Raw genomic sequence first — 12,497 nt, forward strand, 5'->3', positions numbered from 1 at the left:
GGATCTGCCGAAGCCGAGCGTTGCAGCTATGGCGTCGAGGCTCTTGCCCCCGCCGCAGGTTGGACCGTCACCGAACATCGGGAGCGAGGCGCGTCAATAACCATAGACCTCAACATCGCATGTCCTGGGTGGACCGCGGATCTAGACACGTACAGCGTCCAGGCGATCGACTTCGACGTTACGGATCGCTTGGGGCCACAGTGCGATGCGACCAGGCGAACCGACTTTGACCGTTCTGCTGAAATATTCTTCCTGGCAACAAAATTCGACTGAACCTGGTCAGGAGATGACCTCGATCGCTAGTCCTCGTCCTCGTACTCCGGTTCGGGCTCATCCGCCCATGCCTGATATCCCGGACTCTTCAGATGCAGGTGGATCGCACTGGCACCCAGGTTCAGTGTGATGACCGCTTTCGGCAGATCCCACCGGATAGTTGCCTCAGGTTCGGCGCTCGTGGCTGTCCCCAGGAGTGCAGTTAGTGCCACATCGAGGTTCGTGAATCCTTCGACCAGCAACGGACGCACCACGGTCATGGGCGTAGCATCATCTGCCACGTCCGTGACTAAGATCGAGATCGAATCCATTCTATGTTGCCGCCCGAACATGTTCGCCGTCGGCCGGCCGACATGAAAGTTCGTCCGAATCGAGCCGCCAGCATGCCTGAGTTCGACGAGCTCCCATCCAGCCTGTGCGCAGAATGGTTCCAGGTCGTCGACGGCCCAGGTCCAGTCGAATTCTGCGGCGAGGCGGGCGATCCGGGTGGCGCCCTCGATGTCGACGTGCATGCGTGGATGCTATCTGCGAGTGTCAACATGACCTGCACCTGGAACGGACGCTCCTAGGAATTACACGCTGTCAGAGAACTCGGCCGCCGCGGAGGTAAACCTGCGCTGAACGCCGAGGTCAGAGATCCCGCGCCGAGTGTCGCAGCGGCGAGAACGCCAGTGTGCCTGCCGCGATTGCGAACACGATGGTGACGCCGATCAGGGTGGGGCGTTCGCCGATCGCGCCGACCAACAGGCCTGCTGTCACGGCACCGAGGGCGGCCATGGTGCGGTTGACGGAACGCCGGGCGGCATTCACGCGCCCGAGAAGCTCATCCGGAGTGAGCGCTTGCCAATAGCCCATCTCGTTCGCGTTCTCCGCGCCTGCTGCCAAGCCCTGCAGGCCAAGAGCTGCGAAGAGAAGGAGATGGCCAACAAGTGTGTCGGTCGCGAAGGTAACGAGAAGCCAGGTGAGGGGATACAGCGAGCGGGCGAGGATGACCGTTCGTCCTGGTCCGATTCGCGTGCCGATCGCATGTGCACTGGACGCTCCGAGGAGGCTTGCGACACCGAACGTCGTCAGAAGCAGGCCGTATGTGTAGGCGCTGAACCCGAGTGAGCGGAGGGCGAAGAGAGACAGCACAGTCAACGCGGCTCCGTTGGCGAGGAACCACACGTGTGTCGATATTGCGAGCGGGTTGAGAGTGCGGTGGCGGTAGGTGAATCTCAGACCCTCACGCATTTCGTTCATCAGGTTGCGGGAGCGAGAAGCGGGTCGCGGCTCGTCTACGTCGAGACCGGAATTGAGTGCGGCATCAGCGAGATAGCTGATTGCGTCGACGGCAATCACCACTGGAGCGCCGAGCAGGCCAATGAGTCCGCCTCCGACCGTTGGCCCCAATGTCGTTGCTGCTGCGTCGGCTTGGTCGAGTCGAGCGTTTGCTTTCACCAGTTGGCTGCGTGGAACCAGCCGGGGTAACAAGGACTGCATCGCAGCGAAGCCGAACACCGAGAAGGAGCCGAACAACAGCAACACGATGACCAGAACCCAGATGTGCAGAAGCCCGGCGAGCCACAGGAGCGGAACAGTCCCGAGTGCTACCGCCCGACCGACGCTGGCCCACACGAGGATTGGCTTGCGCCGCCACCGATCGACGTAAACCCCCGCGAACAACCCGAGCACCGCATAAGGAATCAACTGAGCCGCGTTCACCATACCGACTTCGAAGGGCGTCGCGTCTAGAAGCTGCACTACCAAAATGGGCATCGCCACCGCTGTCACCGACGAGCCGGCCGAACTGATCACCGCGGCCGTGAGGAAGCGGCGAAATGATGAACGATTGACGGCCGGAGAAACCTCACTCATCGCTTCTACTCACGATGCCGCCACATGTCCGACTCTGCAGGTCCGTCCCATGAAGGGGACTGTAGTCGAGCACGCCCGATATGGTGCTGAGCCCGGGACGGTTGTTTGGCATTGCGAAGTTGAGAGAAGTACTCGACATGGTGACAGGGGAGCGGCTCTACCGATTCGAGGGAAGACATAACCATGATCGAAACAACTTCTTCCACAAGCTTTGTCGTGATGCCCCGCACCGGAGAATAAGGCGGGTACGAGAACGAGTGCTTCACCCATTACGTCCAAGGCAATGGCAGCGGGTTGCTGCCCGCGAGGACCGATGGTCCAGTCGGACGCGGAATGGCTCGCGAACAAGATGAATACACAGTGGGCTGACCAACCAATAAGGCCCGCAACGTATTCGGTGCGGTCCTCACTGCTGTACTCCTACACCGGGGCAGGGCGCTCCGGCACTCATCGGAATCGGCTCAGCGCCCTTGGTGTATCGGTACGCCCACTGACCGCCCTCCAACATCACCGCCAGCCTGGCCCTCGTCCGGGACCGGGCTCCACCCTTCAGTCTCACCCGGTTCTGCGCTCTCGCTCAACTCGGTATTGTCTCAACTTCCGAAAACCGGCCGAATCCAGTACAAACCCGCGCCCAGTAGAAGGCACGAGTGCCGCCACCGGAAAGCCAGTGCCGCCGATGCTCGCCACACTTGGGCATCCACCAACGGGGGCGCGCTGCCATATTGACTGAACTAGCGGATCGAATCATTGCAGGTCGGGTTCGTGCTGATGCTTTCCTCAGTATGTGCAGCGAGACGCACCGGGAGGATTTTGCAAGGCTTGTCGTCCCCGACGTGGGGCGGCTGATTTCGGCCGGTTCCGAAGCAGCCGTATCGGTTGCTCGATGCGTCCGGTGATGCAATCGGCACAGCGACCTTATTTTCGAGGAACTTTACGCGTGTGATCGGTCGTCGGCGGCGGCGGCGACGATCCGATCGTACGGACATGACTTGGTGCGGTGTGGAGTTTTCTCGCAGCAGTCGACGTGGGAGGGGAGAGCGACTCCCACGGAGGGCCGTGATTTTGCGCGTTGGATGAAGATTGCGGATAAACCCAGGCGTGAACACTGGCGGAGGCGTGGTGAAAGAGTCTCCGGCACAACACCTGTAGGGGGAAACGCGGTCTCGAGTGGTCAACGAGGTCACCGGCAAGCCGCTCTTACCTGCATCTACGGGGTCAACACTTTGTCGCAACAGGAGAACCGCCAAACTCCGCTGGCATGAAAGGATGCTATTCATGCCCGCTCTCGTCGGTCCCGATTCCTCGCCGAATATGTTGAGCTGCCGCAACCAACCCGTCTTGTCGGGTCCCGAGATTCTCCTGCGACCGTGGGTCGACAGCGACGCCAGTTCCGTAGTCGATGCGTACTCCGACCCTGACATCCAGCGGTGGAACATGCGCGCTATGAACGACATCGACGAAGCCCGAAGTTGGATCCGATCATGGCGGACACAATGGTCGGCCGACAGCGACGCAGGCTGGGCCATCACCACCGACCGAGGGGACGTCGCCGGATCTGTCTCACTACGAACCGTGCATTCACCATCGTCGAGCGCACAGATCTCGTACTGGCTCCGGCCGGCAATGCGAGGCTCGGGCCTTGCTGCCCAAGCGGTCGAGACAGTAAGCGAATGGGCTTTCGGCACCGCAAATTTTCAGCGGTTGTGGTTGACGCACTCGGTACACAATCAAGCCTCCTGCGCTGTTGCCCACCACGCTCACTTCCAGCAGGAAGGCACGTTGCGGAGGTACATGCTGCACGCAGACGGATGGCACGACGTGCACCTGCACGCCAGAATCGCCTGAATAGCCCCAGCTACGACCAACTCACCCGAACGAGACAATCCCTGGGACACCGGAGACCCTGCGGTCAGATTCGACCTTCGACAGCAAGCCTTTGGCCTGCACAGGCACCAGCAATCTTCCATGCAATACGACGAACACCATCAGCCCAATACTTCAGAAATGCAAAGAAGCAGTCCACATTTGTATCAACGCCGCGAACCCCCCGGCGCTTGTCTCAGGATCTCACCATGCCCGAATTTTGTCTCACATTTTCGGCGATGGCGGCAAGCATACGGCTGAGATCGATGCAGAGGACGTGGGGAACTTGCGGTTCGTGTCGGCGTGTTGATCCCAATTGGGCCGGGTTCCGCGCAGTCGGCCACTGGGTTCGAGTTTCCTACAGCCCGTATCGATCATCAGAGTGAAAAATACGCGAGGCAATTTCGCGTTTCGTCTATCGGAACCATGTCGACAATGCGGTGGCAAGACCGTCCTCGGTGCCTGGTGGGCAGATCTGGTCGGCTGCGGCAAGCACAGAAGCGGGTGCGTGACCCATGGCCACGCCGTGAGCGGCCCAGTCCAGCATTTCCAGGTCGTTGATGCCGTCACCGACGGCTAGGGTCCGTGTTGCGGCGACGCCCAGGTCGATGCGCAGCCTTTCCAGCATCGCAGCCTTGCTTACGCCGGCCGCGGTCAAGTCGGCCAGTGGTTCGTCTTCGTAGCACAGGCTTCGAATGCCGGGGAGATCGAGAGCAGACAAGACTTCGGTCAGCTCCTGCCCACTGCGTCCAGGCCAGTGGATCGCCAGTCGGGTGGTCGGCGTGGTCGCAAGTTTGTCGATATCGACCAGCTCGACCTCGCCATGGTGCATATCCGCGTCGTCGACACGGCCGGTTGCTCTGACCCCGATGCCCGGGTTCTCGGCTACGAAGATCGCGCCGGGTAGTTGTTCGCGTAGTACCGCGATGGGAGTGCGTAAATCGAAGACCACTTGCTCCGCGATTTTCCCGGTTGCGGCATCGATCAGCACGGCCCCGTTGGAACAGATCGCGAACCCCGTCATGATGTCGAGCTCGAGTAGGAACGGTCGTGTGGCGGGGGCGAGTCTGCCGGTGCACAGCACGACATGGGCTCCGGATCGAACAGCTGCCCGCACAGCCGATCTCACTGCGATGCTGATCGTTTCGTGCGCGAGCGGATTCGTGTCCTCCGCGACGTGCAGGGTGCCGTCAATGTCGAGGGCAATCATCATCGGGTGGCCGGATTCGAAAACCAAGGGTCATCCTTCGATAGTGTCAACTCGACAAAATTCATCGGTAGACCGTGTGTGGGTCGGCTCGGGTGCAACATACTCGAATCGGTATTCGTCGCCCAAACAGAGACGGTGGGCGCACACAAATCGTGCTGAATAGCGACACCTGAATTTCGCCGGCGAGTCCAGAGCCGTATCGCGTGGCTGCTCGGCTTATGGTGCGCGGGTGATGGCATTCGGGGGATGGGCGCGGTGGTGTCGGTGGGTGTTGTTTGGTGTGGGGTTGGTGTTGGTGGTGGGGGCGTTCGGTGCTTTCGCGTTCTTGGGGGTGGGGCGGTGTTCGTATGAGCTGTGTGCAGCCGATTCGGCTGTGGCGTTGGAGAGTGCGTCGAGGGTGTGGCTGCCGGTTGTCGTCTCTTCGTGTACTTATGCGCCGTCCTTCGACCAGAGGGTGGTGATGGTGGTGTTCGATGGTGTGGCGTCGGTGTTCGCGGTCGTCGGGTGGGTGTTGATGGGTGCGGCGCTATATTCGAGGCGGCGACAACCGCCGACTGAGCACAAGTGGTCGATGCCAGTTGATCGGGGGTAGCGGCATGTTCTCCTCGCGTGTGGCCCGGTGGGTGCTTCGTGGCGTTTTGGGCGTTGTATCTGTGCTCGCGCTGATTACCTGCGCCTTGGTGGTGTTCACTGATCGGCTTGTGCCGTCGTGGCTCCCGTGGACGGAATTTGTCGTGGTTGTGGGGTTGATGGGGGTGCTGGCGATTGGGGAGCGGCGGGATTCACCTTCACTATGAGCGGGTATCCGACCTGCGCGTGCCTGAGTGCTCGTTTTGTGGCGTTGAACTGGGGTGATGACACGTCCCCGGTTTGTGGTGGGTGTCGGTGAGCTGCGCACTCGGCTAACAGCGGCGGCGTTTAGTCGGTGAGCACCAGGAAGGAAACTTTTGCTTGGCCGGTCCGCGTGAAGGTGGCTTCGTTGATCAGCTCGCTCAGTGCTTGTGCGCCATAGTTCGCCATCCGTTGGGTGGCCAGCGGTGTTCGTCCGCGTGCTGTCACGACTTTTCCGGCGAAATCAATTGTGTCGGTGATGGTCAGGGTTGATTCGTAGTCGGATGTGTTGCCGCCGTACGTGTTGACGATTCTGTCCGCGACGAGGCTGACCGTCTCTTCGGAGAACGGGAAGCTGGCGACGATTGTGGGAGTGATGTCTGCGAGATCGCCGCGCGGAACGGATCCGTGTGGTTCGGAACTGAAGGCAATGGCTAGTGATCGGGTGAAGGCGATCGTTTTCGTCCACCACAGCGAGCCCACTACGACAACCATCACGGTGAACACGATCAGTATGCGATGGCGATTGGCGTAGCTCCTCATTGGTTAGTTGTACCGCGCGCAGCCCGGTGCCACCGCTAAACGTCCAAATACTGCAGTCGCGTTTATCTGGCCTGTTCGCGAGTTCGGTAGTGGCACAGTCGGGCTCGGTTCTGGTGACGTCGACGCCATTGGGATCGTGTGAGGACGTGGTCGGGGTTTATGCGTTTCCTGCGGGCAGGTTTGCGCCAGATCTCGCTGTGTTGCTCCTTGGCGGCCCTGGTTCGCGTGAGATTCGGGACTACCGGTCATCGCGACCCGCTGGTGGCGTTGTGGTTGTCGTAGCGGCAGATATGTTCTACGGCGAGAGAGACTATTGGGAGGACAAGCATGACTGCCGAGGGCTGGGAGAAGCTGCAGGCCGCGATTCCGGATCTGGTGGACGTCGACTTCGACGATGACGCCGAACCGATCCAGATATCGCAATTCGTCCGCTTGCGTGACAGTGGTACCGGCCGTGACATCACGGTCTACGAGAACGGCGGTGCAGTCGAGGCCACGCTCACGATCCCGTCGGATCCGGATGCCGCGCAGCAGTTGCTGAGCGTGCTACAAACCCAGCCGGTTTGGTTTCAGACCTCCAACGAGCAACGCTTGGAAACCAGCCGGTGGAGCCCGACCCATTCCGAACCCAGCGAACTTCGGGAGATATCGGCTTCGGTCGTCGCCATCATGCGCGACGGGCTCGGGATGGAATTCCAGCGCATCCGCTACACCGCCGGTGACGAAACCGGATACGACACCGGGCCGTGGGCCCTGCGCAACCTGTTGACTGCCGAACAACCGACGAAGCGTGGCGCACCCGACCGATGCACCGACTGGACGGATTTCGCCGAGCGACTGGAATGGGTGGTGCGCATTATGCCCGGCTACGACATCGTGACCCTCGATGCCCCTGCGGTGAAAGACCTCGGCTCGATCCAATTCCAGCAGGACAACGGGAGATTGGAGGCGAGCATGATCACGGCGGACACCGTTCCCGGTTCCGGTGGCCTGGACCTTCGGCTGCGGGCACTCGGCTGGCGGGTAACAGAAGGACCGGGAGCCCCCCACGTGGAATGGCTGTACGGCCCGTTCAGTTCATCCGCCGGTTTCGTCGACCGACGCCTCGACCGAATCCCACAGCTCACGGTCGACACCTTCCGCACTGTGCACGGCGTCAACAGCCCACAAGACCTCGCCGTCAGCGGCCATGAGGAGACCGTTGTCAACGGCCACCAGGCCCATATCAGCAGAGAACTCGGCATACCCTGCCTTCCGTATACTCTGACTCCCCCGTGAGAGGCCTGACGCAACGACGGCGTAGGTATCCGACCCACAGTGGGGCACCGTCTCTCGGCGGTGCGCACCTGGCTCAAGTGCCTCGCGAACTCGGAGACGTGCTCTAGCCGTGACCCGCGCCTAGGTCGATGCTCGAGCGCATCATTGCGCACGAAGCAACGGAACGCTTCGATTGCGATCAAGGCTGATAGCGCTTAGTGCAGTTAAGAGCCTTCGAGTCGAAATGGGACGGAGTCAGAGCCATCGCCACCACCGGCACCAAACTGCCGCCACTGTGGTCGCGCAACGGCAACAACTAACGCCTCGTTGCCCGAGATCGTCGACGCACTCCGCGCCGTGCTCGACCACCGCGAAACCGTCCTCGACCGCGAAACCGTCCTCGACGGCGAGATCGTCGAACTCGGACCCGACGGTGCGACAGAACTCTCGCCGCGACACCGCCTCTCCGGGTAGCACAGTGATCAACACCGAGCACTGGACGGACTACCCCGTGATCAGGACATTCGACGAGCCGAGGGCAGTGAAAGTCGACATCTTGTAGACCGGGTTTGAACGTGTCCAGTGTCCAGTGTCCAGTGTTGACGAGTGCGTGACCGGCATACTTCCAGTCAGGCCCGCCTCTAATCCATAAATCTATCTCGTTGCCATGCAATCGGTAATGGAGTCCTCTGTTAACTCAGGAATCGAGCACGAGTAGGAGATCCACCCCTGCTCGGAATATTCATCCTGTGATTTGTCCACGATGATCTCGACATTCTCCACATTGGGCAGTATGCGTATATAACTGACTATCTCGTCACCTTCCGTCGTAATTGAACGTAAGGTTAATTCTGAACCTCCCGCAGCGCGCGATGATTTCATGCACTCAACTTGCGAATCCTGGAACGTGCTACCGCTACTGGCGTTCGTTATTTTGCCCTCGCCGCAACTCGGGAGCGCAAGTCGGTTGGTGAAAAAATCGGGATCTTCAGATGGCTTTGAACATGCAGCACTAGCTAGCAAGATTGCTAAAATAGCTGTCCGGGTTGCTGCCTTATTGGAAGAGCTCATTCGACTATCATATCCTGATCGACAGTTTTACTCTTAACGAAAAAGGAGTTCCCGGAAGAGGTTGGAGCAATGTCCGTTGGACACGTTCGCGTGCCAGTAGATCGAGCTGTTCTTCTCGAATGGTTGCCAACGCCCGTAGTTTGCGGCGTCTGCCTCGTAGTTCGTGGCATTTCCGAAGAACGGCCAGCCTCCGGTTTCGTTGAATTCCTCGAGGATCTTTCCTCCGACGCAGAACCCGAACTTCGGGTCGTTGTTCGGGCAGCTTGGGTCCGCACTCGCGGGTGCCGCACTCAGCACTGACACACTTGTCACCGTCAGCGCGGCAGCAACCATCGCCACTGCTTTCGACTTGGATGTCGTCCACAGTTTCCGGCGTCGTGTAGCACTCTTGATGTTTCTGCGCATGCCTATCCTCTCGGATTGATTCACAGGTACTTGCCAACTATTGGCGATTAGCGAAGAGGGTTTTTGCGATGAAATAGGAGGATGCGATGGACACGGCGACGGCGCCGAGCAACATCAGTGTCGGCCCCCATCGGATGATCGAGGTCACGTAGTGCACGTCGCCGGAGATATTCCAGGTGCAGGTGGCTCCTGCAATCGGAAAAGCAGTCCAATGCCCCTCCGCCGGCAGGGTTTGTTCCACACCCGATGCTGGTGGACGTGGCGCATGGGCGCGGCAGTATTCGGTCGGGTCGCCGCCGAAGGAATAGAACGAGACCGCCACGACAATCAGGACGGCAACGACCGCAATCAGAGCGAGAACACCTACACGGCGATGCATGGGCACCTCGATTGCTGGCTCGATGTATTGCCCTGTGAGTGATCTGGCGGTCGATCACATGCCGTGACCGCATTGCCCTCACTGCTACGCCGAATACGTTGGAGCACAAAGACATACAGCGGGGGCCAGCTGAGGTCGAACATCACGATGTCACTACCTGACCTGTGGCGCTAATCCATGCGATCCAGCCGCCTTGAAAGTCGTTGCGGCGGCCCTCGGGGGTGGAGTATTCGTCGGTGATGGGGAATCCGAATCGTCCGCCTTCGTAGCCGTGGCGGCCGTATTCGGTGAAGATGGCGCCGTAGACACAGTGGGTGCCGGCCTGGGGATTGAAGTAGATGTTGCCTTCGGTGAAGCGGTTGAAGCGGCCGATTCCGTTGGGCGTGCCGAGTTCACCGCTGGTGGGCCACCCCAACGGGCTGGTGGGTCCGCCGAGATCGAGGTACTTCTGCGCGATCAACCCGTACGTTTCCCATACCCCGGTCGCGGCGCTCCAGTAGATGCGGCCGTGCTCGAAATCCTGTACCCGCCCGTTCGACAGCGTCTGTTCGTCGCCGGTCGGTGCGCCGAGAGAGGACGTTTCTGCGCCGAGTTGTGTGTAGCGGGCGCCGATTGCGCCGCCGACGGTGTACACGGGGCCGGCGGGAGTGACGGAGGTTTTGAACTGCATCGCATGATAAGGAGTACCGGTAGCCGTATTCCATTGCGAGACAATCAAATGCACGTTGTCCAGGGTGGATGCCGGGTGGATGTAGCCGCCGTAGATCTGGCCGAGTACATCAAGTTCTCGGCAGTGCAGGCCGAGATCGCCGCTCAGTCCAATCCTGTGGGTAAGGGCCTGGCAGTGACCAACAACTGAAAGGAGGTGTTTGAGGGGTCCGACGAAGCAATTCATTCGCGGACCCTTCACTCACGTCAGAAGTAACATTGGGTACCGCCGAGTTCGCACGGGACCGCTTTCGAGAGCGCTACTCGCCATTCCCATGGCAACGGTAAAAACCAAATCCAGCCACCTGCGATCATTTCAAAACCTCTCGGATCCTCGGGTTCCCCAACCAGACCGTGTTACGAATCTAACGTGATCGCGTTCACTTGACCAGGGCGTCGCGATAACGCGAATGCCGCAGCAGCGGATCACGGCGCACGACGGCTAGTGCCGAATATCTCCCGCGCGGTGTCTCAGACACACTCCGAATTCACTGGACACTGTCCAGTAGTGCACAAGACATCGGCCGGGCGCTCCCGCTCGGACGTGGGGGAGCATCGCGCGCTGATCATGTGAGCATGCGCGTGAAAACGTCCGCCCTGTACATGTCCGGATACCTGGACGGTATTTTGAAATTCTGGGCGATAATGCACGACGGGCAATGGCTGGCCGGAATACCGTGCGAGTCACCGATGCCGGCAGAACCAATCTCGTCGAGATCGACATGCTCGTGACCGCTGACGCCATCACCGAAGTGCCGTCGGTCGGCTGAGACTTGTTCAGCGTTGAATCCTGCAGCCTGGGTCGTGTCCGCTGGCACTGATGTCGCTGGTTCGCCTTGGTGGATGTGCTTCCTAAACTTCGATGGGGCGATTCGGGTGTGGGCCTGTGGTTGGCGCGCTGATATCTGTGCGCCATTGCCTCGACCGCGGTGAGTGGGTAACGCAGCTGTCTGTCGAAGTGGGAGAGGGGCAGCTGCGTCGCGGGTTGCAGATCGTCAAGCCGCGGCCCTCGACGGCTCGTTGCGGTAACGCGACAGTCGGCCGTCGGTTCCGGTAAGCCGCCAGGACCAGAGGGTGAGCCGGGTGCGCATTCCGTTGGCGTCGGCGAGGCTCCGGACGTCTGCGCAGGACTCTGCAAGGAGTCGCCGGAAATCGGGGTTGCGCATCGAATAGGTCTCGCGCAGAACATTGCGGGGGATACCCAGCAACGTCGCGTCCTGCCGGCTCGGGACGACGATGGACCAAAACCCTATGCGCATGACTACAGGCGTGGTGAGGCCGAGTGCGAGGCGGTTGAATCGGCTCATGCGCGGAGCGTGATGGCGCAACCATGCATGGGCGAACCCGATGTGACGTGCTTCCTCGGCGAGATGGATCTGCATGATGCGGTCGGTGAGCGGGTGAATGCCACCGCCGCGCATGATGCTCTTCTGGATGTGGTCGATCGGCTCCTCTCCAGCGAGGATGATCTGAAAGAAGAAACTGGGCCACAGCGATCCCAGCGAACCGACCAGGGGGAAGGCCTTGACAAGCCACGTTGGGGCACCGTGGACCTCCGGAGCCACCCGGTTGGTGAACTCCTGAAACATCTGGATGTGGTGTGTCTCTTCGGTGAGTTCGTGCATGAAGTAGCGGAATTCGGGGTTCTCGTTCGCCAGGCCCATCAAGAACTGGGTACCGCCGAGAAGGAGCAGTTGCTCGAACTGGGAGCCGGTCTTTGTTATAGATGCGAGCCGAATCCGGGCAACCCGCCGTTGTTCCTGGGGTGAGAGCGCGCGGTACCAGTCGGTGTGGGACAAGGGGTCGACCGCGGGGAGTGTCCATCTTGGGTCGTCCGCGGGGGCGGCGAACTCGGGCGAATTCCAGGCGATGTCTTTGAACGCCTCGAAGTGGAGCCCTGTCGAGGATGCCTCGGACAGTGTGCGCAGAGTGTCGTGGTAATCGCGATGTTCGTTGACGGTATTGCGCCCCGGAGTTAACCGGACAGATGGCGCGTTACGCCGCGTGCGACGAAGTGTTAGGAACTGCATTTCAGGCTCCTTTGTGGCATCTATCTCAGATGTGCCCACAGTAAACTAAGTGTGACTGCGCGTCCAC

Annotated in this window: 11 protein-coding genes and 1 pseudogene; 4 read left to right on the forward strand and 8 right to left on the reverse strand. The window is 60.3% G+C overall.

What is annotated here, in order from left to right:
- Nucleotides 1–45: 45 nt before the first annotated feature.
- Nucleotides 46–273, forward strand: a pseudogene (locus RHP72_RS29385) (DUF6301 family protein); the annotation flags it as partial.
- A gap of 26 nt (nt 274–299) precedes the next feature.
- Here the strand turns inward: RHP72_RS29385 and RHP72_RS03365 are convergent.
- Both RHP72_RS03365 and RHP72_RS03370 read right to left on the reverse strand, forming a co-directional pair.
- Entirely contained in the window at nt 300–785 is a 486-nt protein-coding gene (locus RHP72_RS03365; protein WP_058227964.1) for a DUF6301 family protein, read from the reverse strand.
- A 118-nt stretch (nt 786–903) separates the two neighbouring features.
- Complete coding sequence (locus tag RHP72_RS03370) at nt 904–2,130, reverse strand: MFS transporter (RefSeq protein ID WP_054826770.1); 1,227 nt, start codon at nt 2,128–2,130, stop codon at nt 904–906.
- A gap of 1,278 nt (nt 2,131–3,408) precedes the next feature.
- On the opposite strand from RHP72_RS03370, the gene RHP72_RS03375 reads away from it, so the two are divergent.
- Nucleotides 3,409–3,978 (forward strand): GNAT family N-acetyltransferase, encoded by a 570-nt coding sequence (locus RHP72_RS03375; RefSeq protein WP_058227962.1) that lies wholly within the window; start codon nt 3,409–3,411, stop codon nt 3,976–3,978.
- A gap of 433 nt (nt 3,979–4,411) precedes the next feature.
- On the opposite strand, the gene RHP72_RS03380 is transcribed toward RHP72_RS03375, so the two are convergent.
- Together RHP72_RS03380 and RHP72_RS03385 are read right to left on the reverse strand one after the other, a co-directional pair.
- Nucleotides 4,412–5,233, reverse strand: a complete 822-nt coding sequence (locus tag RHP72_RS03380) for an HAD-IIB family hydrolase (protein ID WP_058227961.1) — start codon at nt 5,231–5,233, stop codon at nt 4,412–4,414.
- A gap of 891 nt (nt 5,234–6,124) precedes the next feature.
- A complete protein-coding gene (locus RHP72_RS03385; RefSeq protein WP_051649621.1) occupies nt 6,125–6,580 on the reverse strand; it encodes a hypothetical protein in 456 nt (151 codons plus the stop codon).
- Nucleotides 6,581–6,907: 327 nt separating this feature from the next.
- On the opposite strand from RHP72_RS03385, the gene RHP72_RS03390 reads away from it, so the two are divergent.
- Both RHP72_RS03390 and RHP72_RS03395 read left to right on the forward strand, forming a co-directional pair.
- A complete protein-coding gene (locus RHP72_RS03390) occupies nt 6,908–7,858 on the forward strand; it encodes a TY-Chap domain-containing protein (protein ID WP_003941115.1) in 951 nt (316 codons plus the stop codon).
- Between the two features lie 306 nt (nt 7,859–8,164).
- Nucleotides 8,165–8,311, forward strand: a complete 147-nt coding sequence (locus RHP72_RS03395; protein WP_167349899.1) for a hypothetical protein — start codon at nt 8,165–8,167, stop codon at nt 8,309–8,311.
- A gap of 630 nt (nt 8,312–8,941) precedes the next feature.
- Here RHP72_RS03395 and RHP72_RS03400 read toward each other — a convergent pair.
- The 4 genes from RHP72_RS03400 to RHP72_RS03415 all read right to left on the reverse strand — a co-directional run bounded on the left by RHP72_RS03400 (nt 8,942) and on the right by RHP72_RS03415 (nt 12,430).
- Complete coding sequence (locus tag RHP72_RS03400; RefSeq protein ID WP_058227959.1) at nt 8,942–9,313, reverse strand: hypothetical protein; 372 nt, start codon at nt 9,311–9,313, stop codon at nt 8,942–8,944.
- A 37-nt stretch (nt 9,314–9,350) separates the two neighbouring features.
- On the reverse strand, nt 9,351–9,692 hold the full coding sequence (locus RHP72_RS03405) for a hypothetical protein (RefSeq protein WP_042922694.1): 342 nt from the start codon (nt 9,690–9,692) through the stop codon (nt 9,351–9,353).
- 142 nt (nt 9,693–9,834) lie between these two features.
- Nucleotides 9,835–10,362, reverse strand: a complete 528-nt coding sequence (locus RHP72_RS03410; protein WP_051649620.1) for an LGFP repeat-containing protein — start codon at nt 10,360–10,362, stop codon at nt 9,835–9,837.
- A gap of 1,033 nt (nt 10,363–11,395) precedes the next feature.
- Nucleotides 11,396–12,430 (reverse strand): diiron oxygenase, encoded by a 1,035-nt coding sequence (locus RHP72_RS03415; RefSeq protein ID WP_047269670.1) that lies wholly within the window; start codon nt 12,428–12,430, stop codon nt 11,396–11,398.
- Between the last annotated feature and the right edge of the window lie 67 nt (nt 12,431–12,497).

The organism is Rhodococcus sp. SG20037 (assembly GCF_031763325.1).
Taxonomy (GTDB): Bacteria; Actinomycetota; Actinomycetes; order Mycobacteriales; family Mycobacteriaceae; genus Rhodococcus_F; species Rhodococcus_F qingshengii.

Excerpts from the sequence above, each read along its gene's own strand:
- RHP72_RS03400 (WP_058227959.1), bottom strand. The coding sequence starts at position 9,313 with ATGCGCAGAAACATCAAGAGTGCTACACGACGCCGGAAACTGTGGACG.
- RHP72_RS03370 (WP_054826770.1), bottom strand. The coding sequence starts at position 2,130 with ATGAGTGAGGTTTCTCCGGCCGTCAATCGTTCATCATTTCGCCGCTTC.
- RHP72_RS03405 (WP_042922694.1), bottom strand. The coding sequence starts at position 9,692 with ATGCATCGCCGTGTAGGTGTTCTCGCTCTGATTGCGGTCGTTGCCGTC.
- RHP72_RS03365 (WP_058227964.1), bottom strand. The coding sequence starts at position 785 with ATGCACGTCGACATCGAGGGCGCCACCCGGATCGCCCGCCTCGCCGCA.
- RHP72_RS03410 (WP_051649620.1), bottom strand. The coding sequence starts at position 10,362 with ATGCAGTTCAAAACCTCCGTCACTCCCGCCGGCCCCGTGTACACCGTC.
- RHP72_RS03390 (WP_003941115.1), top strand. The coding sequence starts at position 6,908 with ATGACTGCCGAGGGCTGGGAGAAGCTGCAGGCCGCGATTCCGGATCTG.
- RHP72_RS03415 (WP_047269670.1), bottom strand. The coding sequence starts at position 12,430 with ATGCAGTTCCTAACACTTCGTCGCACGCGGCGTAACGCGCCATCTGTC.
- RHP72_RS03375 (WP_058227962.1), top strand. The coding sequence starts at position 3,409 with ATGCCCGCTCTCGTCGGTCCCGATTCCTCGCCGAATATGTTGAGCTGC.
- RHP72_RS03385 (WP_051649621.1), bottom strand. The coding sequence starts at position 6,580 with ATGAGGAGCTACGCCAATCGCCATCGCATACTGATCGTGTTCACCGTG.